Consider the following 25,060-nt stretch of genomic DNA (forward strand, 5'->3'; position numbering starts at 1 on the left):
AACTTAATATGCGAAGATACAAACGTCAAATGAATTTAAGTGAAGTGAAAAATTCCTTTCATCAATCGGGTTATGTTGACTGGCACTTAAATCCGCGTTTAAGTGATTCGCAAGAGGATCATGAGGGTGAGGTGGTTGTGCAAACAGCCCCACCAGAATTGAAGCGACCACCTCTCTATGCCGTTGTTTTAATGAATGATGATTACACACCAATGGACTTCGTGATTGAGGTGTTGCAAAGCTATTTTGCAATGAGCTTCGAACAGGCAAATCAGGTGATGTTAACTGTTCATTACGAAGGTAAGGGTACTGCTGGTGTTTACCCAAGGGATATTGCCGAGACCAAAGCCAATCAGGTGAATAATTATGCACGTTCACAGGGGCATCCATTATTGTGCCAGATTGAACCTGAGCGAGGATAAAACAAAGCAAAGCTTTGTTCCGAGCGCAAGACGAACAGCTATGCTGTGAGTGAAGGCGTTAAAAAAAGCAACGCATTGTCCGAGCGCAAGACCTTGTGCCATATATGGCTCATGTGTTCGAGTGGCAGCGTTGGGAAAGTGACCTAAGGCGGGGCTATGCTCGAGTGGCGAGTTAAGGAAAGCGAAGTAATTGCGGAATATATTCCTCTTAGAGTAAGTTTATCAAAAGTTAACATTAACCAGTGATTCTTTAAATAAATAATAAATCTGCTGTCTTTTTGAACGATTAGATAAGTCTTATTCTTTTTGTAATTGAATTTTTACAACAATACGATGTTTTGAATCTTGACCAAGATACTCAACTAATGCTAACAGTAGATTATGAAGTCAAGAGCTTTGTAGGCATAGATGAAATGGCAATTACAGAAGCTCTGGCGGATCAAGTTAATAATTCGCTTTTTCATTAAAAGAGAGGTCTTTTTTTGATGGAGCCCAAGATATAAGGGGGTTACATGCTCAGTCGTCAATTGGAAGTATCGTTACGTTTGGCTGTTAGCATGGCTCGTCAAAAGAGACATGAGTTTCTGACAGTTGAACATTTGTTGCTTGCCTTACTTGATAATGACTCGGCCGTAAATGCGTTAAAGGCATGTGGTGCTGATATCGTTACCTTGCGTAAGGAGTTAGAGGAATATGTAGAGCAACATACCCCGAAACTTGGTGACAACAGTGAACAGGCGCCTCATCCGACAGAAAGTTTTGATCGAATTCTGCAACGGGCTATTTTTCATGTTCAATCCAGTGGTGGAGACCGTACTGTAGAGGGCGCGGATGTTTTGGTTGCGATGTACTCAGAGCGAGACTCTTTTGCAGTTTATTTGCTTAAACGCCATCAAATCAATCGTTTGACCTTAACTCAGTATCTTTCTCATGGTACGCGTAAAGATGAGATTCAGGTTGAAGAAGAAGTTGAGGATATTGAGGGTGAAAATGCAGCTTCTGCCAATGCAGGCCCATTAGAGCAATATACGCTTAATTTAAATATCGAAGCGCAAAAGGGTAAAACTGATCCTTTGATTGGACGTGAAAAAGAAATTGAGCGTGCAGCACAAATCTTATGTCGCCGCCGTAAAAATAACCCACTGTTGGTAGGTGATCCTGGGGTGGGTAAAACCTCAATTGCGGAAGGTCTGGCATGGTTAATTGTCAATGGTAAGGCACCGAAACCACTTGCTAATGCTGAAGTCTATAGTCTGGATATTGGCGCTTTGGTTGCGGGCACAAAATATCGTGGTGACTTTGAAAAGCGTTTAAAACAACTTTTGAATGCCTTGAAAAAGAATCCAAATGCGATTTTATTTATTGATGAAATACACATGATCATTGGTGCTGGTTCAAGTATGGGCAGTACTATGGATGCATCAAACCTGATTAAACCTGCATTGGCAAATGGAACTTTACGTTGCATTGGATCAACTACATTTCAGGAATATCGTCAGGTTTTTGAGAAAGACCATGCTTTGTCACGTCGTTTCCAAAAAATTGATGTCAATGAACCAAGTGTGAATGAAACCATTGATATTTTGCGTGGATTAAAATCTAAATTTGAAGATTTCCACCATGTTGAATATGACGATAAAGCTTTAGTGGCTGCGGTTGAGCTTTCTTCTAAGTTTATTCATGACCGTTTCTTGCCTGATAAGGCGATTGATGTGATTGATGAAGCGGGTGCCCAACGTCGTCTCAAAGCTGAAATGGATGGTTCAATGATTTCTGTAGAAAACATTGAAGATATCGTTTCCAAGATCGCCCGTATTCCACCGAAAACTGTGTCGAAAGATGACAAGACTGTACTTGAGAATTTAGAGCGTGATCTAAAACGTGTTGTGTTTGGTCAGGATGAGGCGATTACTGCGCTTGCATCAGCGATTAAACTGTCTCGTGCAGGCTTGAAAGCACCAGATAAACCAGTCGGAAGTTTTGTGTTTGCTGGTCCAACAGGCGTGGGTAAAACAGAAGTCACCAAGCAGCTTGCAAAATTGTTAGGTGTGGAACTGGTTCGTTTTGATATGTCTGAATATATGGAACGTCATGCGGTTTCTCGTCTGATCGGTGCGCCTCCAGGTTATGTTGGGTATGATCAAGGCGGTTTGCTCACTGATGCTATCCATAAAAATCCGCACTGTGTTTTATTGCTGGATGAAATTGAAAAAGCACATCCAGATGTATTTAACTTGCTCTTGCAAGTGATGGATCATGGTGCTTTAACCGATAACAATGGTCGTAAGTCTGATTTTAGAAATGTGATTATTGTTTTGACCACCAATATTGGTGCAGAAAGTATCGTACGTTCAAGTATTGGTTTCACTGAACAAGATCATAGTACGGATAATCAGGATGCCATGAAACGTGCATTCTCACCTGAATTCCGTAACCGTCTGGATGGCGTGATTCAATTTAAGGCGCTTCCAACCACAGTTATTGATTCAGTGGTAGATAAATTCTTAACAGAATTACAGGCGCAACTGGATGACAAACAGGTGGTGCTTGAGGTTGATCAAAGCGCACGGGATTGGTTATCGACTAATGGTTATGACCGTTTGATGGGCGCACGTCCAATGCAACGTCTGATTCAAGAGCATTTGAAAAAGCCATTGGCTGAAATGATTTTGTTTGGTGAGTTGGCTGAGCATGGCGGTAATGTTGCAGTATCTGTGAAAACAGAAGATGGCAAAGAAGTAGGTTTAAAACTGGAAGTATTTGAAGATCATATCAATCCAAGTGCTGAACCTGCTTAGTTGCTGAATAATTCTTTAAATAACCCAAATGCTGTAAGTGTTTGGGTTATTTTTATTTATACTGCTGATAAAAATTCTGGATCGTTTTTCTCATGGTTGAACTGTCTTTTTCAATTGGGCACGTTTTTAAAGTCTTTGGCTTGTTCTTTATCACTGCAATTGCAGAAATTCTAGGATGTTATTTTCCTTACCTGATTTTAAATCAGGGCAAATCCCATTGGTTATGGATTCCGACAGCATTCAGCCTAGCGGTCTTTGTATGGCTGCTGACCTTGCATCCTGCGGCTTCGGGTCGTATTTATGCAGCTTATGGTGGGATTTATATTTTCACGGCATTAATGTGGTTGCGGTATGTAGATCAAGTGGCATTAACTCGCTGGGATTTATTCGGTGGCTTTATTGTTTTGTGTGGTGCAGCAATGGTTATTTTGCAACCGCAAGGTTTGGTTCGTTAGTTACAGTGAAACCGACATAAAATTACGACATATTATTATAATGGTCGAACACAGTTCGACCCTACAAATCAATAATATACGAGAAAGGTAGGGGCGAACTATGTTCGCCTGTGTATATAAAAACGTATGAGTTTCATACTTGTTTGACTATATGACTAAACTTCCCTATGAAACTCGATAAGTTAGTCGCTATTGTCTGCTTATGCCTTGTTTATCTTACGAAGATTTAATCACCCCTCATTCAGCCAATAACGCAATATATGGATGAAATGTCAACAGACTCTAATTTTCATGCTTCAATTAAAAACTACGCTAAAATATAAAACTCTTTGATTCCACATTCTTCAACAAATTGATCATCGTGCGAAACAAGAATCACAGCACCATTAAAAGAATGAATGGCATGTGCCAAAAGTTCACGAGACTCAATATCAAGATGATTTTCAGGTTCATCCAAAAGTAATAGTTCTAACGATTGCAACTTTACTGCAAGCAATGCCACTTTTAGGCGTTCACCACCACTTAATGATGATAAAGACATAAGTGCCTTGTCCCGACGAATTTGTAAACTACCTAACAGTGTTCGACATTGTTGCTCAGAGAGTTCTGGATCAATACTCAATAAATAATCAACAGCAGAAAGATTTTCTTCCACTAATGACAGGTTTTGATCAAGGTAGGCAGTATTTACTTTGCAATGAATTTCTCCAGAAAGTGGTTTGATGAAACCTTGAATGGTTTTAAATAAGGTTGATTTACCAACACCATTTTTACCTCTTAAATGTAACTTTTCTCCAGCAGTAATGGCAAGGTCAATTGGCTTTGTCTTTGTATACGCTAGTTGTAATTGCTGGCAACGTAAAATTTCTCCCGATTTACCTGTGAGTTGGGTAAATTCAAAAGATTGTGATTTGAAATACTCAAGTTGCACTTGCTTTTGCTGTAACTCATTTGTGGTATCAGCAAGTTGTTTGATTTGCTGTTTGCGTAGATGAGAAAGTGATTGTTCGGATTGCTCTTTTTGGGCATCCAGTAAGATCGGGGCTTGTGAACCTGAAGCCTTTAATTTTTCACCTGTTTTCTTGCGTTTTTGTGCTTTCATCTGGCTAAGATGTTGCTGCTCTTTAAGCTGTTTTAACTCACGTTTTTCTTGTTGAACGGATTGTGATAAAGCTTCAACCTGTGATTGATGTTGTTGATAGTAGAGTGCATAATTTCCACCGTAATAATGCAAACCAAATTGATTTAACGCAAAAATACCCTGTACATGCGCCAACAATTCTCGATCATGACTAATGATCAGCCCTCCAGTTGGGTGCCGAGCCATCTGTTGAATCAGCCATTTTCGTCCTTGAGTATCTAAGTGGTTACTTGGTTCATCTAGCAGCAGATAATGATCTTTAAGTAAAAACAAACGACACAGGGCAAGCTTAGTTTTTTGTCCCTCACTTAAATATTGAATTGGTGTACTTAAATCACTAGGTAACTTGGCACTTTCCAGTAGCTGTTGCCATTCCGTTGGTAAATGCCAAAAATTATCAACTTGATCATAATCTTTAAATGATGCGATGCCTTGTTGAATACGTTCAAAACATAGATATAAATCTTCAATATCTAAGGCTTGAGCAATGGTATCTGTCTCAACACGCTGGAGTTGGGCTAAATGTTGATGTGGGCATTGCCATAAAATTTGACCTGAATAGGGTAGTTGACTATTTTGTTGATGATGTAAAATGGACATTAATAATGATTTACCTTGACCATTTCGTCCAATTAATCCTGAAAACTGTTGTAAAGGCAGTTGAAAGGACAGGCGGTCAAACAGCTTGTGCTGTGGTAATTCAAGAGATAAGTTTGAAACGATACATGCCTGTTGAGTCATAAAAAAACCTCATAAACAGGATATGCAAAATAGAGAGGGATTAAGTTTTAATATGAATCGCTAAACGATAGATAAGTCTATTTTGCACATCAAAAAGAAAAATGAAATTTGATGATAAAAATAGAACTTACTTCATTGGCGTGATCTCAGATTGGTATATTTTTCCACCATTCTATGCAAGAAAGGTACAAAGGTCAAACTTTAAGCTTTTGAAGTTCTCATTAAAAAAAGATAAAAAATACTTGTCAAACGCTGAAATAGTGCGTAATTTAGAACTTAGAAACAGTTTTTAGATATTTTAAAGAAACATGTTAAAGCATACTGTAAACACAAGCGCATATTTTTATTTCTGGCACTATTGATAGTTGCCTGATGCGTTTCGGGCAGCAAAAAGGTTGCCCAACCAGTTAATACCTGATCGGCAACCCCGATCAGGTTTTTTTATGCTTTAACATTTATCATTTTTGGAGCAATGCCATGTATACATTCAACGTTTCATATTTTATCAAGACTTCTTGGTTTTACTTTGCAAAGAAATCACCATCGCTTCGTTCGCACTTGCTCAAATAAATGATGGGACTGAACAACAGTCCAAAGGAAATCAATAATGAATGCTTTAAATACTGCTTTGACAAAATCACAAACAGAAATCAGAGAATCCTTACTTAGCTTGCCAGCACAACTCAAAGCGCAGTATCCCTTGTCTGCAACTTTAGCGCAGCAAATTTCAAAACATCGTCAAACCATTCAGAATATTTTATCAGGACAAGATCACCGTTTAATGGTGATTACAGGACCTTGCTCGATTCATGATCCAGTTGCAGTGCTGGAATATGCTGACCGTTTACAAAAATTACAAGAACAAGTCAAAGATCAGATTTTCTTGGTGATGCGTGCCTACATCGAAAAACCTCGTACAACGGTGGGGTGGAAAGGTTTTTTATATGATCCAAATCTGGATGATTCTTCAGATTTGCAGTTAGGTTTAGAAAAATCCCGTGCGCTTTATTTACAATTGATCGAAAAGGGTTTACCAATTGCCAGTGAAATTTTAAGTCCAATGGCAACGGGCTATTTCGATGATTTATTGGCTTGGGGTGCGATTGGCGCACGGACTAGTGAATCACAGATTCATCGTGAAATTTCAAGTCATATGCCATATAGCATCGGTTTCAAGAACGGTACAGATGGTTCAATTCAAATTGCACTGGATGCAATTCAATCGGCATTGAATCCTCATCAATTCTTGGGCATGACCCAACAAGGTTTACCTGCAATTTTACATAGTGATGGTAATCCATTGCCGCACTTGATTTTGCGTGGTTCAAATCAAGGTACAAACTATGATTTGGCTTCAATTCAGGCGATGTATTTCAAGCATAAGCATTTACCTGCGTTAGTGATTGATTGTAGCCATGGCAATAGTGGCAAAGACCCATTACAGCAACCTTATGTTTTAAAGCAGATCATTGCAGAGCGTGCTGAATCCAAAGTTCGTGGGATTATGCTTGAAAGTCATTTGGTGGATGGCAATCAAAAGATTTCCTGTGAAATGACTTATGGCCAATCTGTGACAGATGGATGTTTAGGTTGGGATAAAACTGAACGGTTATTCCTGGATGTCGCTGAGCAGATGAGAAGCCATTAAATCATTTAAATAAAAGAGATGGTTTTAAAAGTTCTAGGTTAATTGAAAAAACCGCAATATGATGGCAATTGAGTCATATTGCGGTTTTTTATTTAAATAATTTGAGTGTTGTTATGACAAAATCCAAAAGAATTTTTTGTTTTGAAATACACTTTTTTTGAAATGTGAGCTAAATTTTTAGGCTATCCACCAACAATCGAAACAAGGGCGAAGATTCCCGACGACTTGGATAATACATATAGTAACCTGAATATTTCATGTCCCAATTTTGTAATATCCTAATCAGATGACCTTTTTGTATTTCAGCTTCAACCATAATTTTGGGCAGCCATACAATGCCTAATCCATCTACACCAGCTTTTAACTGTAGTCTTGCATGACTCACCACCATTGAAAACTCAGGGTGAATCGTTTGAATTTCTGTATTATTGATTTGCTTAAATTCCCATGATTGAATCCGTTCATGACTCGGTAAACGCAGTCCAATACAGCGATGTTGATAGAGATCATCAGGCGTTTGGGGTGTGCCATAAGCTTGTAAATAATGAGGTGAGGCAACAGTCATCATTTCTAATTCATCGCTGACCTTAACTGAAATCATGTCTTTATGGACATTTTCCCCCAATCGAATCCCAATGTCATAGCGGTCTTTCACAATATCAGCAAAGGCATAATCCATTGTTAACTCAAGTTGAATGTTGGGATGATCATGCGAAAATTTAGATAATTTATCCCACAATAAAAAGTTAAGGCTGATTTCAGTGCCATTGATTCTTAATCGCCCACGCGGTGAATCTCTAAATTTATTGAGGTTGTAAAGTTTCTGTTCAATGCCCGTAATCAGTGGTGCAATATCATTCAGAAGCTGTTCGCCCTCTTGAGTGGTAGAAACGCTTCGAGTGGTTCGATTGAGTAATTTAACCCCAAGACGTTGTTCTAGCATTTTGAGGGTATAACTCAAGGCGGACTGTGAAACGCCTAATTGTCCTGCGGCTTTGGTAAAACTGCCAGTTTGGGCAACCACAATAAATGCTTTTAAGTCATTTAAGTTCTCAGACATCACTCACCTCAAAATGCGATTATTCTTGTTAATCAAATTTAATTAATAAAAAATCCATATAAATGTAATCGAAATTGCCTGACTAATACAGGGTGTATGGTCGGGGTATAGTGATTTTTTAATTATAAGATTGAACACTGATATAGGATTTTGAGATGAAAATTTTACAAACCGTTTTAATGTCAGCAGCCATTACCACCTCAGGTGCGGGCTTTGCCGCAGACAAAAAAGAAAATCCTTTTGGCTTGGTCTATGGCGGTGCGATGACTGAAAATGTCAAAGGTCAGGTCAATATCCACCCAGTGACTTATAAACTGAATGGACTGGATATTGTTGCCAATGTCTATACACCTGCCAATTATGACCCGAGTAAAAAATATCCTGCGGTGGTGGTGGCGCATCCAAATGGCGGTGTCAAGGAACAGGTGGCAGGCTTATATGCTCAGCGTCTGGCTGAACAGGGATATATCACCATTACTGCCGATGCTGCCTATCAGGGTGGCAGTGGTGGGCAGCCACGCAGCGTTGATAAACCTGCAAACCGTATTGAAGATGTGCATGGTATGGCTGATTTTATTACCCAATATGTAGGGGTGGACAACAACCGTTTAGGTTTACTTGGAATTTGTGGCGGTGGCGGCTATTCACTGGCTGCGGCAGAAACCGATAAACGTTTTAAAGTGGTTGCCACGCTAAGTATGTTTAATTCTGGACGGGTGCGTCGTAATGGTTTTGCGGATTCACAACTGGATACTATTCAACAGCGTTTAAAACAAGCTACGGATGCCCGTGCGCAGGAAGCGTCAGGCGGTAAAATTTTTTATGCAGGTGATGCCGATATGACCGATGAGCAAATCGCTGCATTGCCATTTGAGATGTACCGACAGGGGTATGAATACTATTGGCGTACCCATGCCCATCCAAATTCAACCTTTAAATATACCATGAGCAGCTTACTTGACCTGATGCGTTGGGATGCAACCAATCAAATTGAATTGATCAATCAGCCGTTACTCATGATTGCAGGCAGCAAGGCAGACAGTCTTTACATGACCGAAGATGCCTTTGCCAAAGCCACAGGTACAAAAGATAAAACCTTGTTCAAGATTCCTAACGCCACCCATATTGAAACCTATTGGAAGCCTGAATATGTCAAACAGGCGATGGAACAACTGACTGCATTTTATGGCAAGCACCTGAAATAAAGATTGCTGGTCTGGATGATGGGCAATGATTGAATGGCTTTTTTTGAATCATTGCCCTATTTTTATTTTTTAATAGGGATAATAAAAATATGACGAGAAATCAAATTAATGCAGTGCTCATGATGAGTGCTATTTCTGGAACAGTTTTGGCAGAAGATAAAATGCAACAGCAGATTACTCGGGCAGAACAGCTAGATATCCAATCTGCCCCATCCAGTAATTTTTCTGGCAACGCAAACTTTGCCCGTTATCCAGTCATGCCCTCGCAAGGGGATGTTGCACCTGCTATTGTCAATTTTGACGCAGGGACAATCACCAACTGGCATATCCATCCACACGGTCAATATCTGATTGTGACAGAGGGTGAGGGACGTACTCAGGAATGGGGTAAGCCTATCCAGACTATTCATAAGGGAGATACGATCTGGTGTCCACCGAATGTTAAACACTGGCATGGTGCAAGTGAGCATCGTGCGATGTCACATATCGCCATTACCCCTGTGGCAACCGATGGCAAGAGCGTGACATGGCTAGAAAAGGTGGATTTACCTACACAAGCAAAACCTTTAAAAACACCTGCAAAGGCTGAAACAGTACAGCTCAGCACCAAACAATTAAGCCTGATCCCAATTGCTGCATTTACCGCAATAGGTGATCTGGAAAAACTAAAACCTGCTTTAATCAAGGGATTGGAAAATGGTTTAACCGTAAATGAAATTAAGGAAGTATTTGCCCATCAATACGCCTATGCAGGTTTTCCTCGTGCTTTAAATGGCATGTTGACGTTTAAAAGTCTGCTTGAAGAACGTCAAAAACAAGGCATTAAGGATATACAGGGCGCACTGCCAAGCACGTTACCAAGTGATACTGACTACTATCAATTGGGTATAGAACGACTTGCCTATCTCAATAAAAGCTCTATCCAAGACAATAGCAAATCACTGTTTGAAAATTTCTCACCCACGATGGACTATGCCTTAAAGGCGCATTTGTTTGGTTATCTATTTAGCCGAGATAACTTAGCACCTTTAGAGCGTGAAATTATTGTGGTGAGTACACTTTCAGCATTAGGGGATGTCAATGCTCAACTGCGTTCGCATTTAAGAATTACCCGAAATCTGGGGGTGGATGCTACCCAGATGCAAAAAATTATGACCACTTTACAACAGGCGGTTGGGCGTGATCTGGCTAACAATGCGCAAAATGTTTTCAAGCAATTACAATAATGGGAACTTAATAAAAATGATCAATATAAACTCGCTCTTCGGCAAACTCCTACTAACAATCGGTATGACTGGGTCAATGTCAGCCTGCTCAGTTAATCCATATCAATCATCGGCTATCAGTATTGCACAGCAAGGCAATTTTGCCGCAGGGGGTAAAGTCATTCAAAGTGCAGGACAGTTTGATGATAAACAACTGTTTAACCCGCAAGGTCAAACCCTGCATGGTGACCATGCTTCGGTATTTTATCAAATCCCTGAACATGCCCGTCTTTATCCATTGGTATTTTTACACGGTGCAGGACAATCCGCGAAAACATGGGGAACCACACCTGATGGACGTGAGGGATTCCAGACACTTTTCCTGCGCCAGCATTTCCCTGTGTATGTGGTCGATCAACCACGTCGGGGACAGGCAGGCCAATCGACTGTGGCCGCAGAAGTACCAGCCACCACCAATGATCAGGCATGGTTCAATATGTTTCGTTTAGGACAGTATCCCAACTTTTTTAAAGGGGTACAGTTTTCACAAGAGCCAACCGCTTTAAGTCAGTATTTCCGTCAAATGACACCGAATACAGGGGCCTATGATGAACAGGTGATAAGTGATGCGATGGTTGAAGTCCTGAAAAAATCAGGTGATGCGGTACTGATTACCCATTCACAGGGTGGAGGGCCAGGTTGGTGGACAGCAATCAAATCAAAGGCATTGTGGCGTATGAACCTGGCAGTGGTTTTGTCTTTCCTGAAAATGAACTGCCTGAACCCATGCCAAGTGCAACAGGAACACTGTCAGCAACTTCAGTCAAAATGGCAGATTTTCAGAAGCTGACTAAAATACCAATCATTATATATTATGGCGATAATATTCCCACTGAAAAAAATGGCTATGCTGGACAGCAAAATGCGGGACAGGACAACTGGCGTGTACGTCTGAAAATGGCACAGCTTTGGGTGAATAAAATTAATCAGCATGGCGGTAAAGCCCAGTTGGTGCATTTGCCTGATATTGGGATTTACGGTAATACGCATTTTCCGATTTCTGATTTAAACAATCAGCAGATTGCCGAACTACTTTCGCAATGGTTGCATAAAAATAAATTGGACTAAATAATTGTTGCTCAATATGACTAAACAAATGAGAAGTCATCAAAAGATAAAACTATTAGCCAATTTGTGACGCAAGTTGGCTGATTTTTATTATGGGCATGATACGATTTTTCTGAGTATTGCCAGTTATTCTACTTATCTATTCCTAGAATATTCCAAATATCTTCGATGCTGTGAAGATGATGCTCAGAGCTGATATGATATTCACTTAACTGTTCTGGTTTAAATTTTCCAGTGGCAACCAAATATCCCGTTAAGCCTGCATTTTTTGCGCCTTGTATATCCGTTAATACATCATCACCAACCACAATTACTTCATTTTTGCTTAATTCCATAGAAGCGACTGCAATATCGAACATTGCTGGAGCAGGTTTACCCGTAACCAATACTTTTTGACCAGTGGCTTGTTCCAATGCAAAAGTAAATGCACCACTGTCTAGCCAAATATTATTTTCACGGAAAAAATAGAGATTACGATGAAATGTAATCAGTTGAGCACCAGCTCTTATATAGTTAAAAACCTGATTTAAAATGGCATAGTCAAAAGCTTCATCTAAATCCCCTAACACAACGAAGGCTGGATTGTCTTTTGTTTGCTCTATCTTGATAAGTTGAGGGGCAAGTGTTGCTGGAATGGCTAAAAATCCTGCCTGATCAGGGTAGTTTTTATCAATAAACTGGAGACATGCGGTGACTGAAGTCATGATTTCATTATCTTGAATATCAAAGCCCAATGTTCTTAAGGATAAACCCAATTGCTCAGCAGTTTTGGCTGTGGTATTTGTGATAAAGCGCAACAATATGTTAGCTTTACGAAGTAGAGTGATGGTTTCGACTGCTCCAGAAAGAGGCTGACCATTTAAGATTAATGTGCCATCAATATCAAAAATGATGCCTTTAATTTTGTGATTGTTATTCATAAAAATCTTGGTTTTGATAGAGAAGTGTGGGTTATCGAATTAAAAATAGCCTAAGTAACTAGGCTGTCTAAAATCAATAAGGCAATCTACAAGCTTTGATTTTCTAAAAACTTGCCAATTTCCTGACTAAATTTTCTAGGTTCCGTAATCAATGGCGTATGTCCAGAACGTTCAAAATAAACTGCTTTGGCATTCGTCAGACTTTGGGCAACAATGGTTTGTCCAGTTTCAGGATAAAGTGTTGAGCCACGACCAATAAAAAAGGTCGTTGGGCAATTTACCTGACTAATGGCTTCTCTATAGTCTTCATGATGGTTTAAATAATTTTCCACATACCAAAGCAGGTAATCCAGGCGCTGAATTGGCATTAAATATTTTTGTAGAAAAGGGCGGTTGAGTGCTGCTTTAAATAGTTTTGGGCTATAAGAATTACTACTCTGTAGCTCAAGAAAATTTCCCCATGCGTTGACCAGTTTATCACGGGCGGATACAGCTAAATCTTCAAGTTTTATCGCCTGTCTGTTTTCTGAAAGGACATTTTGAATATCCAGTAGCAGCGATTTAAATTGGGAATGCTTTTGCCCAAATAAACCATATTGCCAGGAATCATCCACAGGAATTTTTGGTGTTTGATCAATATGAAGATAAGCTTTTATTTTGTGTGCCAGACCGCCATGTTTAAAGCCATGCATGGCTGTGGTTGCGCCCATTGAATAGCCAATCAGGATAAACTGGTCTAGCTTGAGTTGCTTGATCAAAGAATCAACATCATTCCAGTGACTTGAGATCGCATCGGTTTCAGGAATGGCACAGTCCTTTGAACCGCCAAAACCACGCCAGTCAGGAATGATAAATTCATATTTTTTACGGCTTGCAAATAAAAAGGGAAGCCATTGCCAGCTTTGCATGCCCAATCCTGACAGGACAAGTACAGGTTCGCCCTCACCAACACGTCTGACAAACAATTTTTCCTGATCAGGCATGGTATAAAACGGCATTATTTTTCTCCAGTTCCGTTGGCTTCTTCAAACTTTTTAAGTTGTGGAATCATTTGTTCCAACCATTTTATCCATTCATTTTCCTTAATGATACCAAGTTCAAGAATCATTTTATGGATAAACAAAACACGGTTGGTTGGTTGATTATTTTTAAAATCCTTATCATGAATGGCTTGATAAAGACCTAATTTTTCCTTATGTAAGACCAAGTGCCGCTCTAATTCAGGCAAGATATTGTTACCGCCAAGTTGTGCTTCGGCCCTTAATCTGACCATCAGGTCATCACGCAATTGGGCAGGTTCACTTTGTTGTTCAATCCATGCAGCGAGTTGTATTCTGCCAAGTTGTTCCACCTGATAGGTTTTTTTTCGGCTGTTTGCAGCCTGTTCTTCTAATGTAGAAATCCAGCCTTTTTTAAGCATCCCATTGAGTTCACGATAGATTTGCTGATGCGTTGCATTCCAGAAGAAGCCCATTGAACGGTCAAAGCGACGAGCCAATTCAAAGCCTGTACTGGGTTTTTCCAGTAAGCTGGTTAATAAAACATGGGCAAGTGACATAACCATCCAGAAATAAAAAATGACTGTTTAGATTATGCAATATGTTGCATAAAAATCAAATCTTGTTTATAACTTTATGCAACAAGTTGCATTAGCAAGCAGATTGCTAGCCAAAGGAGAAACAATGTCAGCTTATCCACATTTATTAGCCCCACTTGATTTGGGCTTTACCACATTAAAAAACCGTGTATTGATGGGGTCGATGCATATTGGCCTAGAAGAAGCCCCTCAAGGTTATGAACGGATGGCTGCGTTTTATGCAGAACGTGCTCAAGGTGGGGTTGGCCTAATCATAACAGGTGGTGTTTCTCCAAATGATGATGGTGTGGTTTTTTCGCATGGCACCAAGCTGGATACAGTTGAAGAAGCTGAAAAACATAAAGTGATTACCCAAGCGGTACATGATGCGGGCGGTAAGATCGCCATGCAGATTTTACATACAGGTCGCTATTCTTATCAGGCCAATAATGTTGCGCCGTCAGCAATTCAGGCACCGATTAATCCAATTAAGCCTAAAGCACTCAGTTCAGCCGAAGTTCAGCAAACTATTGATGATTTTGCCAACTGTGCCAAGCTTGCCCAATATGCAGGCTATGATGGCGTTGAAATCATGGGATCAGAGGGTTATCTGATCAATGAGTTTATTGCAGCCCGTACCAATCACCGTGATGATGAATGGGGTGGTAGCTATGAAAACCGTATTCGTTTTCCGATTGAGATTGTAAAACGTACTCGTGCCAATGTCGGTGAAAACTTTATTATCATTTACCGTTTATCCATGCTGGATTTGGTTGAGGGTGGTTCAAGTCTGGAAGAAGTGATTCAGCTTGCCAAAGAAATTGAGAAAGCAGGCGCAACCATTATCAATACAGGCATTGGCTGGCATGAAGCTCGTATCCCAACCATTGCCACCAAAGTACCTCGTGCAGCCTTTACTTGGGTGACAGAGAAACTAAAAGGCACTGTTTCAGTTCCGTTGATTACCTCGAACCGTATTAATACGCCTGAAATGGCAGAGCATGTATTAGCATCTGGTCATGCCGATATGATTTCGATGGCCCGTCCAATGCTGGCAGATTCAGAGTTTGTCCTCAAAGCCAGTGAGGGGCGCAGTGATGAAATCAATACCTGTATTGGTTGTAACCAAGCGTGTTTAGATCATATCTTCTCAATGAAAATTGCCACTTGTTTGGTCAATCCACGTGCCTGTTATGAGACTGAACTGATTTTTAAAGAAACTAATGCAGTTAAAAATATTGCTGTGATTGGTGCAGGGCCAGCAGGTTTAAGCTTTGCCACCTATGCTGCAAGTCGTGGTCATAAGGTCAAGATTTTTGATGCAGGCAATCAGATTGGCGGTCAGTTTAATATTGCCAAAACCATTCCAGGTAAAGAAGAATTCTACGAAACCTTACGTTACTTTAAGCGTCAGATTGAGTTGCAGCCCAATATTGAACTTGTGCTCAACCATACCGTGACTTATGAAGAACTGAGCCAAGCGGACTATGATGACATTGTGGTTGCAACAGGTGTAACACCACGCCAATTGCAGTTTGAGGGTTTCGATCATCCAAAAGTGCTGAGCTACATCCAAGTACTGAAAGAGCGTGTGCCTGTGGGCAAGCGTGTCGCCATTATTGGTGCAGGTGGGATTGGTTTTGATACGGCCGAATATTTAAGCCATGAGGGCGAAAGCGGCAGTTTAAATCCACAAAAATTCTATGATGAGTGGGGCATTGATACCACTTATGCGCATGTGGGTGGCTTAAAACAGCCAGAACTGGAACAGTCTGAACGTGAAATTTACCTGTTACAACGTAAAACGGCTGCGGTGGGTGCTGGTTTAGGTAAGACCACAGGTTGGATTCATCGTACAGGCTTAAAGCACCGCAATGTCAAGATGATTGCAGGCGCAAGCTATGACAAGGTGGATGATCAAGGTCTACATATCACCGTTGATGGTCACACCACTGTACTTGAAGTCGATAACGTGGTGATCTGTGCAGGTCAAGAATCCTATACCGCTATGTATGATCAACTCAAGGCTGATGGTAAAAATGTTCATCTCATTGGTGGTGCGAAAGAAGCAGGTGAGCTGGATGCGAAACGTGCCATTCGTCAAGGTGCTGAATTGGCAGCCGTTGTATAAATAAATGAATCGGACATTTTCTCTAGGAGGAAATGTCCCTCATTTCAACATTTAAGGATAAAGGAAAATAAAATGACACTCGAAACAACAAAACAATCGCTAGAAAAATGGCATCACATGATTCAAACAGGTGATATGTCCTCTTTAAATGAATTACTGGCAGATGATGTGGTTTTTCATTCGCCTGTGGCATACAAACCTTATGAGGGAAAACACGTGGTGTTTTTTATCCTGACCAATGTCATTCAGGTTTTTCAGGATTTTACCTATCACCGTGAATTCTATACTGAAGATGGTGAAAACGTAGTATTGGAATTTAGCGCAAATGTGAGCGGAAAATCATTAAAAGGCATTGATATGATCCGCTTTAATGAACAAGGCAAAATCATTGATTTTGAAGTGATGATTCGTCCAATGAGTGGCTTGGCGGCATTGGCTGAACAGATGGGTGCAAGATTTGCCAAATATCAACCAAATTAATTAATACAAAATAGCCTAAGTAATAATTCCTGAAAGACTCCTATACTTGCAAACTAAATCCATATCATTGAAAGATTTTTGCTTACTTTTCATCCGTGAAAAGTAAGAAAGCACCTATACAACAGACATTTGATAATCCCCAAAATTATGAGGTTGTGCTGATTGTTATTATTTTACAAATTGCTCTTAACTCGCTTTTGAAAATTGGTATAACCAATATGTGGAGTTTATAAAGATGTGGTTAAAACTTGCAACTTTCGGATTATTACCTGTATTGCTGATACAAGGCACAAAAGTTCGTAGGAATACACCACGTCTGGCAGAAGCAACTGGAGATCGTGAGGGTAGGATTGGACAGGGAAAACCCCTGTCACTTTTGATTCTCGGTGATTCGGCAGCAGCAGGTGTTGGTGTGGAAACACAACAGGATGCCTTATCTGGTGCCATTATGGCTGAGTTACAAGGTGAATTCATGTTGCAGTGGAAATTACATGCCAAAACAGGTGATACCACAAAACAGGTTTTGAAAGCGATCCATGATCTAGAACCACAAAGCTATGATGTGGTGGTGACTTCCATAGGTGTGAATGATGTCACCAAACTGACTTCTGCCAAAACATGGATAAAACAACAAAAACAATTATTTACTCAAATACAAACCCGTTTCCAGCCAAAACTGATTATTGTGTCAGGTGTACCACCGATGCAACATTTTCCAGCACTACCTCAGCCACTGGCTTGGCTGTTTGGAAAATATGCCGAACAAATGAATGACACATTACAACAATCGTTGGCAGCACAAACTCAATTTAGATTTATTCAATATGACATTGAAAGCTTTCAGGCAATGAATTTGCCGATGGCCAGTGATGGTTTTCATCCGAGTAAAGAAATTTATGCAATTTGGGGGCAACAGGTCGCAGCATTGGTGCGACAAACATTTAACGCATAGTCAGAGACGGTAATTGAAGATGGGCAGATCTGCTTTAAACAAGCTTAAAGTTTTAGCTTTGGACGTACTGGATTCAGTATCAGGTGCTGAACAACCCAAAATGTATTATGACCCACAAGGGAAAATTAAAGATGTTTTGGAAAGATTGCCGCAGTTAAAACAGAAATATCGCCCAACTTTTTGGCTCAGCAATAGCCATGTTCATCTTTTATATTTTGATTTAATCAAGAAGAAAACCATCAAGCTTGAGTATGATCGTATTGATCAGTTGACCATGCAGGATGGTGGGGTTACTGCAATTGCATGGTATGGCTATGATTTACCCGCAGATACGCCAACTGTTGTGATCATGCACACCATTACAGGTACACCTGAAAGTATGCGGGAATTGGTTAAAGATTTACATGAATATACTGGATGGCGCATTGCCCTGTGTCTGCGTCGTGGACACGCAGGACTGCCGATGCCTGTACCACAAATTTCCCTGTTTGGTTCAACCAGTGACTTAAAAGAACAGCTTGGTCATATTCAAAAATTATTCCCAAACTCAGATTTATATGGGGTGGGTTCATCGGCAGGAACTGGCTTATTGGTACGTTATCTAGGCGAACAAGGGGAAAGTACGCCGTTTAAAGCTGCTTTTGCCATGTGTCCAGGCTATAACACTGAACTCGGCTTTAAAAATGTGCATCCTTTTTATAGCAAAATGATGACTAAAAAATTATTTAAGTATTTTATTCATCCTTACCAAAATACATGGAGCAATGTTTCTTCTCTTAAAAGAGTGCTCACCACGACAAGTTTAGAAGAGTTTGAAAAAGAATATTTTGAAATGGCGGGCTTTCAGGATTATCAAAGTTATTGCCAAGCCATCAACCCGATTTATGTGTTTGAAAATGTCAAGATTCCACTGATGATTTTGAATGCTGAAGATGATCCTGTCTGTTCCATTAAAAATCTGGAACCTTATAAAGACGCAATCCAGCAGATGGAAAATGTTGTGGTAGTGACTACCAAAAAGGGCAGTCATTGTGGCTTTTATGAGGGAGTAGCAGTGAAATCGTGGGCATCACGGTTGATTTCAGACTTTTTTAGGCACTATTGATTAAAGCTTAGCCCATAAAAAAGCCAGTTGCATCAATGGAACTGGCTTTTGACTGCAATCAATTAATTGTTCAGTGCAGGGGTTGCAGCGGCAATTGCGGCAGCAACAGCATCATCTTCACTTTGGGCTGGTGTCGATGGCTTTGGAGCTTTTACAGGTTCAGTTTTTGGTTGTTCTATTTTAGCAGGCTTTTGCTCAGCCTGAACTGCTGGTTTAGGCTGTTCAGTACGTGGCGTTTCAGGTTGAGTGCTTGTATCTGTAGAAGTCTGTGCCTGAGTAGGGCGTGTTTCACGACGAATTTCAGTGGTCGTATTTGGTGTTTCCTCACGGCTTGTTTCAATCACTGGCTCAGGTGCTGGTTCCGCACTTTCTAGAGACTCAAATTCCTGAATTTTTTCAGGTTCAGGTTGTGGCTGAGTCGTTTGTGTCTCAGTTGCCTGTTCTTGCTGCTCTTCTTTCGGTTCTTCTTTTTTCACACAAGCAGTTAATAAAAGGCCAGTCGCAAGTGCTGCACAAATTAAAAGTTTTTTATTTGCCATTGCTAAAACAACATATTGAATAAGGACAGCACGGATTATAGCAATAAAACGAGGTGAAGAAATCCCTACGGTTTATCGGCTTTGTTGATATTTTATAAATGCTTGCTGGGAAAGCGCTATTTTAAAATAAAATGACAGTAAATCTGGGGGGAAATTGCGGTATTTGTTCCATGCTATTGATCAGCCAAATATCATATATGGATGAAAAATCCACAAATCCCATAAAATTTTATCGAAAATGCTGATAGAATAGTCGATTGTTTATAGTTCTTTGAATTGGTGCGGTTTGACTTTGCTTTCTTGGTGCAGAGTACAGTAAAATTGCCCAACATTGTAGGCCGATTTCGGCTCGATTGTACGAGAAACTCAATGACCCATTTTATTTTTGTCACTGGTGGTGTGGTTTCATCACTAGGTAAAGGTATTTCTGCTGCTTCTGTTGCCGCACTTTTGGAAGCTCGTGGCTTAAAAGTCACGATGGTAAAGATGGATCCATATATTAATGTCGATCCAGGTACCATGAGCCCATTCCAGCACGGTGAAGTTTTCGTCACAGAGGATGGTGCTGAAACTGACTTAGATTTGGGCTATTACGAACGTTTCCTGCGTCGTGCCAAAATGACCAAACTGAACAACTTCACCAGTGGTCGTGTTTATCAGGACGTACTCAATAAAGAACGCCGTGGTGACTACTTGGGTGGTACAGTTCAGGTGATTCCGCACATTACCGATAATATTAAGGAACGTGTACTTCGCGCAGGCGAGGGTTATGACGTTGCAATCGTTGAGATTGGCGGTACAGTAGGTGATATTGAATCACTTCCATTTATGGAATCGGTACGTCAGCTTATGGTTGAGCTGGGTCATAAACGTACCATGCTGATGCACTTAACCTTATTGCCATATATTAAGTCTGCGGCTGAACTAAAAACCAAGCCAACCCAGCACTCTGTTAAGGAGCTGCTTTCAATTGGTATCCAGCCAGATATCCTGATCTGCCGTACTGAACATGAAGTTGATGCGGATACTATCCGTAAAATTGCACTATTTACCAATGTAGAGGCGCGTGCAGTCATTGCATGTCCAGATGCAAAAACCATTTATCAAATTCCACGCAATTTCTATGAACAAAATGTCGATGATTTAATCTGTGAACGTTTTGGCTTTAACGATCTGCCAGAAGCCAATCTTGAAGACTGGGATAATGTGGTTGAAGCATTACTCAATCCAGAATACACCGTTCGCGTGGCAATGGTCGGTAAATATGTTGAGTTACCTGATGCCTATAAATCTGTAAATGAAGCACTTTTACATGCAGGTATTAAAAACCGCGTTAAAGTACAGATTGACTATGTCGATGCTGAATCTTTAGAGGGTCAGGATATTTCGGTACTTGAAACGGCTGACGCAATCCTTGTTCCAGGTGGTTTTGGTGAGCGTGGTACTGAGGGGAAAATGCGTGCCATTCAATATGCGCGTGAAAACAAGGTTCCTTTTCTGGGCATCTGTTTAGGGATGCAATTGGCGGTGATTGAATATGCACGCCATGTTGCAGGATTGCCAGAAGCAACTTCAACCGAATTTAACCGTTCCACCAAATATCCACTCATTGGCTTAATTACTGAATGGTTGGATGAGCGTGGCGAATTACAACACCGTAGTCTTGAGTCAGACTTGGGTGGCACCATGCGTTTGGGTGCACAAAAGTCTGAATTGGTTGATGGTGCAAAAATTCGTACAATTTATGGTCAATCAGAAATTATTGAACGTCATCGTCATCGTTATGAAATGAATGATCGCTTTATTGAGACCATAGAACAGGCGGGTATGAAGATTTCAGGCTATTCTTCAGTACAACATTTGGTTGAAACTGTAGAAATTCCTGAACATCCTTGGTTTATTGCGGTACAATTCCATCCAGAATTTACAAGCTCACCACGTGATGGTCATCCATTATTTGCCAGTTTTATTGACGCTACAAAGAAACAGCATCAAAAGAGTAAATAATATAGACTTAGATAAACTGGGAAAGTTTAAATGTCACAATTAAAACCACAAGAAGTTGTACGTTTAGGCGATATACAAATGGCAAATCATTTGCCATTTGTATTATTTGGCGGAATGAATGTACTTGAGTCAAAAGATTTAGCGTTTGAGATTGCTGAAACTTATATTGATATCTGTAAACGATTAAACATTCCTTATGTGTTTAAAGCGAGTTTTGACAAAGCCAACCGTTCCAGCCTGAACTCGTTTCGTGGACCTGGCCTGGAAAAAGGCATTGAATGGCTGGGTGAGATTAAAAAACAGTTTAATGTCCCAATCATTACTGATGTCCATGAACCGTATCAGGCAGCACCTGTTGCCGAAGTTGCCGACATTATTCAGCTTCCCGCATTCCTCAGTCGCCAGACTGACCTTGTTGAGGCAATGGCAAAAACCCAAGCCATTATCAATATCAAAAAGGCACAGTTTCTTGCCCCACATGAAATGCGCCATATCCTGCATAAGTGTCTGGAAGCGGGAAATGACAAACTTATACTTTGTGAACGTGGTTCAGCATTTGGCTATAACAACCTTGTGGTTGATATGCTGGGCTTTGACATCATGAAAGAAATGAACGTGCCCGTATTTTTTGATGTGACCCACGCTTTGCAAACACCAGGTGGTCGTGCAGATTCCGCTGGTGGTCGCCGTGCCCAAATCACGACTTTAGCGCGTTCAGGTATGGCAACGGGCTTGGCAGGATTATTTCTTGAAGCACATCCAGACCCTGAACATGCAAAATGCGATGGACCATGTGCCTTGCGTTTATCACAGCTTGAGCCATTCTTGGCGCAATTAAAAGAATTGGATACTTTGGTTAAAGGATTCAAAAAGTTAGATACCCATTGATGCATTCATTTGCATCTTTTTATTCATTCAACAGAGGAATTGTTCATGAGCCAAATCGTTGACATCCGTGCACGTGAAATTTTGGACTCTCGTGGTAACCCAACCATCGAAGCAGACGTAATTTTGGAATCTGGGGTTGTTGGTCGTGCATGTGCACCATCTGGTGCTTCAACTGGTTCTCGTGAAGCTTTGGAACTGCGTGATGGTGACAAGTCACGTTACTTGGGTAAAGGTGTTCGTACTGCTGTTCAAAATGTAAATAGCTCAATTCATGAGCTACTTGTGGGTCAAAATGTGTTTGAGCAAAAATTGCTTGATGACAAGATGATCGCATTGGACGGTACTGAAAACAAAGAAAAATTAGGTGCGAATGCAACTTTGGCGGTATCTTTGGCTGCGGCCCGTGCTGCGGCAACTGAACAAAAACTTCCATTGTTCCAGTACATTGCTAACCTACGTGGTCAAACAACATTGACTATGCCTGTACCAATGATGAACATCCTGAACGGTGGTGAGCATGCTGACAACACTGTTGATATTCAGGAATTCATGATTGAGCCAGTCGGCTTTACTTCATTTGCTGAAGCATTGCGTTCAGGCGCAGAAGTATTCCATGCGTTGAAATCAGTATTGAAAAAGCAGGGTTTAAATACTGCTGTGGGTGATGAGGGTGGTTTTGCGCCAAACTTACGCTCTAACGAAGAAGCTATTCAAGTGATCTTACAGGCGATTGAATTGACTGGCTATAAAGCAGGTTCAGACATGATGCTTGCATTGGATTGTGCATCTTCAGAATTCTACAAAAATGGTCAGTACGTTTTAGAGGGTGAAGGTAACCGTGCATTTACCAGCCATCAATTTGCTGATTACCTTGCTGGTCTTGCAAATCAATACCCAATCATCTCGATTGAAGATGGTCTGGATGAGTCTGACTGGGAAGGCTGGAGCTACCTGACTTCAATTCTTGGCGATAAAATCCAGTTGGTGGGTGACGATTTATTCGTAACTAATCCTAAAATTTTACAACGTGGTATTGATGAGAAAGTCGGTAACTCTATTCTGATCAAGTACAACCAGATTGGTACATTAAGTGAAACTCTGGATGCGATCTACCTGGCGAAAGCAAATGGTTACAGCACTGTAATCTCGCACCGTTCAGGTGAAACTGAAGATTCAACCATTGCTGACTTGGCAGTCGGTACAGCAGCGGGTCAAATCAAGACAGGTTCACTTTGTCGTTCGGACCGTGTTGCGAAATACAACCAATTGCTTCGCATTGAAGAATTAACCCATGCCGCTTATCGTGGTAAGGCTGAGTTCAAAGGTCTAAAATAAGGTCAAGCTTTAGTCATGTTAAAACTTCTTGAGAGCCTTTCTTTACAAAAGAGAAAAACTTCACGAATTCAGAATCCTATAGAATTTGTGACAGGTTTTCCTTTCAAGAGGGATGTGGGGAGTTTTTCATGCTAGATGTATTTCGATCGACTTCGAGTAAATTGATTCTGTTGCTTGTAATTGCTTTGGTTGCAAGTTTACAGTATCAATTTTGGCTGGGTGAGGGAGGCTATTTCCCTCATCAGGCTTTAACCCAGCAAATTAAGCAGCAAGCAGAAATCAATACTGAGCTAAAGGAACGTAACCGTATTTTAGCGGCAGAGGTTTTTGACCTGAAAAATGGTTCTGAAGCCATTGAAGAACATGCACGTCTTGACTTGGGTTTAATTAAACCACATGAAACTTTTGTGCAAATGAGTACCATCAGTACCCATTACAAACCAATTTATATTGATCCAAATGCAAAAGTAGATGTCGCAACCAATGAAAACCCAGACTAGGCTATGGGCGGTTGTGCCAGCAGCAGGTTCGGGCAGTCGTTTTTCAAAAACCGAATTAAAACAATATCAATATATTCAAAACCATACTGTACTTGAACATACTGTAAATCGTCTTAATAGCTTGGATTTAGCAGGATGTGTGCTTGCAATTGGTGAACAGGATCATTTTGCTAAAACACTTTCTTTTCAGCATAAAGATAAATTGCATTTTTGCTTGGGTGGTGCAGAGCGTGTTCATTCTGTACTGAATGCACTCATTTATTTATCTGAAATTGCTCATGAAGATGATTGGGTATTGGTGCATGATGTGGCACGTCCATGTGTGACTCAGGAAAATTTACAGCTATTGGTTAATACTGCAATAACACATAACCAAAGTGCAATTTTAGCAATTCCAGTTCGTGATACCTTAAAACAGGTACACACTGGAAATCAGATTGAGAAAACAGTCAGCCGTGAATTGTTGTGGCAGGCACAAACCCCGCAGATGGCAAAATTAAAGATATTAAAAAATGCGCTTGAAACAGCATTAGCTAATGACATTGTAATTACTGATGAGGCAAGTGCTTTAGAATACATCAATCAGCCTGTACAAGTGGTGCAAGGTCGTTCAGACAATATTAAAATTACCTATGCTGATGATCTGGAACTTGCCCGATTAATTCTGCAATCACAAAATTCTCACTAGTTTTAATCCGTTTTGCTTTACATCAATTATAGTTAAATAGCCTAAGTAAAATTAGTGAAATATTAATATTTTAACATCAATATAAATGACAAAAATTTCACTATTTGTTAAATTTGAACCACATACTTTATAACGG

At 40.4% G+C, this 25,060-nt stretch carries 23 protein-coding genes and 1 pseudogene; 18 read left to right on the top strand and 6 right to left on the bottom strand.

Features of this window, described 5'->3' with window-relative positions:
* The first annotated feature begins 8 nt into the window (after positions 1–8).
* From clpS to QTA56_RS02190, 4 genes and pseudogenes are all read left to right on the top strand, one after another.
* The gene (gene clpS, locus QTA56_RS02180; RefSeq protein WP_267979315.1) at positions 9–422 is read left to right on the top strand and encodes an ATP-dependent Clp protease adapter ClpS; all 414 of its coding nucleotides are present in this window, start codon (positions 9–11) and stop codon (positions 420–422) included.
* 305 nt (positions 423–727) lie between these two features.
* Positions 728–889, top strand: a pseudogene (locus QTA56_RS18295) (ATP-dependent Clp protease adaptor ClpS); the annotation flags it as partial.
* A gap of 45 nt (positions 890–934) precedes the next feature.
* Positions 935–3,220, top strand: a complete 2,286-nt coding sequence (clpA, locus tag QTA56_RS02185) for an ATP-dependent Clp protease ATP-binding subunit ClpA (RefSeq protein ID WP_267979317.1) — start codon at positions 935–937, stop codon at positions 3,218–3,220.
* Between the two features lie 92 nt (positions 3,221–3,312).
* On the top strand, positions 3,313–3,675 hold the full coding sequence (locus QTA56_RS02190) for a YnfA family protein (protein ID WP_267979318.1): 363 nt from the start codon (positions 3,313–3,315) through the stop codon (positions 3,673–3,675).
* A 307-nt stretch (positions 3,676–3,982) separates the two neighbouring features.
* Here QTA56_RS02190 and QTA56_RS02195 read toward each other — a convergent pair whose 3' ends face one another.
* Positions 3,983–5,557, bottom strand: a complete 1,575-nt coding sequence (locus QTA56_RS02195; RefSeq protein WP_267979319.1) for an ATP-binding cassette domain-containing protein — start codon at positions 5,555–5,557, stop codon at positions 3,983–3,985.
* Positions 5,558–6,164: 607 nt separating this feature from the next.
* Between QTA56_RS02195 and QTA56_RS02200 the strand changes: the two genes are divergently transcribed.
* Positions 6,165–7,205 carry a 3-deoxy-7-phosphoheptulonate synthase gene (locus QTA56_RS02200; RefSeq protein WP_267979321.1) on the top strand — a complete coding sequence of 347 codons (1,041 nt, stop codon included), beginning with the start codon at positions 6,165–6,167 and terminating at the stop codon, positions 7,203–7,205.
* 169 nt (positions 7,206–7,374) lie between these two features.
* Here QTA56_RS02200 and QTA56_RS02205 read toward each other — a convergent pair whose 3' ends face one another.
* Positions 7,375–8,265 (bottom strand): LysR family transcriptional regulator, encoded by an 891-nt coding sequence (locus QTA56_RS02205; RefSeq protein WP_267979323.1) that lies wholly within the window; start codon positions 8,263–8,265, stop codon positions 7,375–7,377.
* Between the two features lie 155 nt (positions 8,266–8,420).
* Between QTA56_RS02205 and QTA56_RS02210 the strand changes: the two genes are divergently transcribed.
* The 4 genes from QTA56_RS02210 to QTA56_RS02225 all read left to right on the top strand — a co-directional run bounded on the left by QTA56_RS02210 (position 8,421) and on the right by QTA56_RS02225 (position 11,803).
* Entirely contained in the window at positions 8,421–9,470 is a 1,050-nt protein-coding gene (locus tag QTA56_RS02210; RefSeq protein WP_267979325.1) for an alpha/beta hydrolase, read from the top strand.
* An 89-nt stretch (positions 9,471–9,559) separates the two neighbouring features.
* Entirely contained in the window at positions 9,560–10,696 is a 1,137-nt protein-coding gene (locus QTA56_RS02215; protein ID WP_267979326.1) for a cupin domain-containing carboxymuconolactone decarboxylase family protein, read from the top strand.
* A gap of 64 nt (positions 10,697–10,760) precedes the next feature.
* On the top strand, positions 10,761–11,525 hold the full coding sequence (locus QTA56_RS02220; RefSeq protein WP_267979327.1) for an alpha/beta hydrolase: 765 nt from the start codon (positions 10,761–10,763) through the stop codon (positions 11,523–11,525).
* Entirely contained in the window at positions 11,504–11,803 is a 300-nt protein-coding gene (locus QTA56_RS02225; RefSeq protein ID WP_267979328.1) for an alpha/beta hydrolase family protein, read from the top strand. Before QTA56_RS02220 ends, QTA56_RS02225 begins: the two co-directional genes overlap by 22 nt.
* A gap of 131 nt (positions 11,804–11,934) precedes the next feature.
* Here the strand turns inward: QTA56_RS02225 and QTA56_RS02230 are convergent, their stop codons facing one another.
* The 3 genes from QTA56_RS02230 to QTA56_RS02240 all read right to left on the bottom strand — a co-directional run bounded on the left by QTA56_RS02230 (position 11,935) and on the right by QTA56_RS02240 (position 14,281).
* Positions 11,935–12,723 (bottom strand): HAD-IIA family hydrolase, encoded by a 789-nt coding sequence (locus QTA56_RS02230; protein WP_267979329.1) that lies wholly within the window; start codon positions 12,721–12,723, stop codon positions 11,935–11,937.
* A gap of 86 nt (positions 12,724–12,809) precedes the next feature.
* Positions 12,810–13,721, bottom strand: a complete 912-nt coding sequence (locus QTA56_RS02235; RefSeq protein ID WP_267979330.1) for an alpha/beta fold hydrolase — start codon at positions 13,719–13,721, stop codon at positions 12,810–12,812.
* Positions 13,721–14,281, bottom strand: coding sequence for a PadR family transcriptional regulator (locus tag QTA56_RS02240; protein ID WP_267979331.1), 561 nt, complete (start codon positions 14,279–14,281; stop codon positions 13,721–13,723). Before QTA56_RS02240 ends, QTA56_RS02235 begins: the two co-directional genes overlap by 1 nt.
* Before the next feature lie 124 nt (positions 14,282–14,405).
* Between QTA56_RS02240 and QTA56_RS02245 the strand changes: the two genes are divergently transcribed.
* The 4 genes from QTA56_RS02245 (at position 14,406) to QTA56_RS02260 (ending at position 18,967) form a co-directional block, all read left to right on the top strand.
* Positions 14,406–16,430: an NADPH-dependent 2,4-dienoyl-CoA reductase gene (locus tag QTA56_RS02245; protein ID WP_267979332.1), complete on the top strand. Its 2,025-nt coding sequence runs from the start codon at positions 14,406–14,408 to the stop codon at positions 16,428–16,430.
* A gap of 72 nt (positions 16,431–16,502) precedes the next feature.
* Positions 16,503–16,910 (top strand): nuclear transport factor 2 family protein, encoded by a 408-nt coding sequence (locus tag QTA56_RS02250; protein WP_267979333.1) that lies wholly within the window; start codon positions 16,503–16,505, stop codon positions 16,908–16,910.
* Positions 16,911–17,145: 235 nt separating this feature from the next.
* Positions 17,146–17,862, top strand: a complete 717-nt coding sequence (locus tag QTA56_RS02255) for an SGNH/GDSL hydrolase family protein (RefSeq protein WP_267979334.1) — start codon at positions 17,146–17,148, stop codon at positions 17,860–17,862.
* Between the two features lie 19 nt (positions 17,863–17,881).
* Complete coding sequence (locus QTA56_RS02260) at positions 17,882–18,967, top strand: YheT family hydrolase (protein ID WP_267979335.1); 1,086 nt, start codon at positions 17,882–17,884, stop codon at positions 18,965–18,967.
* A gap of 62 nt (positions 18,968–19,029) precedes the next feature.
* Here the strand turns inward: QTA56_RS02260 and QTA56_RS02265 are convergent, their stop codons facing one another.
* Positions 19,030–19,506 (bottom strand): internalin, encoded by a 477-nt coding sequence (locus QTA56_RS02265; RefSeq protein WP_267979337.1) that lies wholly within the window; start codon positions 19,504–19,506, stop codon positions 19,030–19,032.
* A gap of 369 nt (positions 19,507–19,875) precedes the next feature.
* Between QTA56_RS02265 and pyrG the strand changes: the two genes are divergently transcribed.
* The 5 genes from pyrG (at position 19,876) to ispD (ending at position 24,924) form a co-directional block, all read left to right on the top strand.
* On the top strand, positions 19,876–21,513 hold the full coding sequence (pyrG, locus tag QTA56_RS02270) for a CTP synthase (RefSeq protein WP_267979339.1): 1,638 nt from the start codon (positions 19,876–19,878) through the stop codon (positions 21,511–21,513).
* A 30-nt stretch (positions 21,514–21,543) separates the two neighbouring features.
* Positions 21,544–22,401, top strand: a complete 858-nt coding sequence (gene kdsA / locus QTA56_RS02275; protein WP_004677343.1) for a 3-deoxy-8-phosphooctulonate synthase — start codon at positions 21,544–21,546, stop codon at positions 22,399–22,401.
* A gap of 45 nt (positions 22,402–22,446) precedes the next feature.
* A complete protein-coding gene (eno, locus tag QTA56_RS02280; protein ID WP_267979340.1) occupies positions 22,447–23,736 on the top strand; it encodes a phosphopyruvate hydratase in 1,290 nt (429 codons plus the stop codon).
* A 128-nt stretch (positions 23,737–23,864) separates the two neighbouring features.
* On the top strand, positions 23,865–24,236 hold the full coding sequence (ftsB, locus tag QTA56_RS02285) for a cell division protein FtsB (protein ID WP_267979341.1): 372 nt from the start codon (positions 23,865–23,867) through the stop codon (positions 24,234–24,236).
* Positions 24,220–24,924 carry a 2-C-methyl-D-erythritol 4-phosphate cytidylyltransferase gene (gene ispD / locus QTA56_RS02290; RefSeq protein WP_267980020.1) on the top strand — a complete coding sequence of 235 codons (705 nt, stop codon included), beginning with the start codon at positions 24,220–24,222 and terminating at the stop codon, positions 24,922–24,924. Before ftsB ends, ispD begins: the two co-directional genes overlap by 17 nt.
* Positions 24,925–25,060: the final 136 nt, after the last annotated feature.

This window comes from Acinetobacter thutiue, from assembly GCF_030385805.1.
Lineage (GTDB): Bacteria > Pseudomonadota > Gammaproteobacteria > Pseudomonadales > Moraxellaceae > Acinetobacter > Acinetobacter corruptisaponis.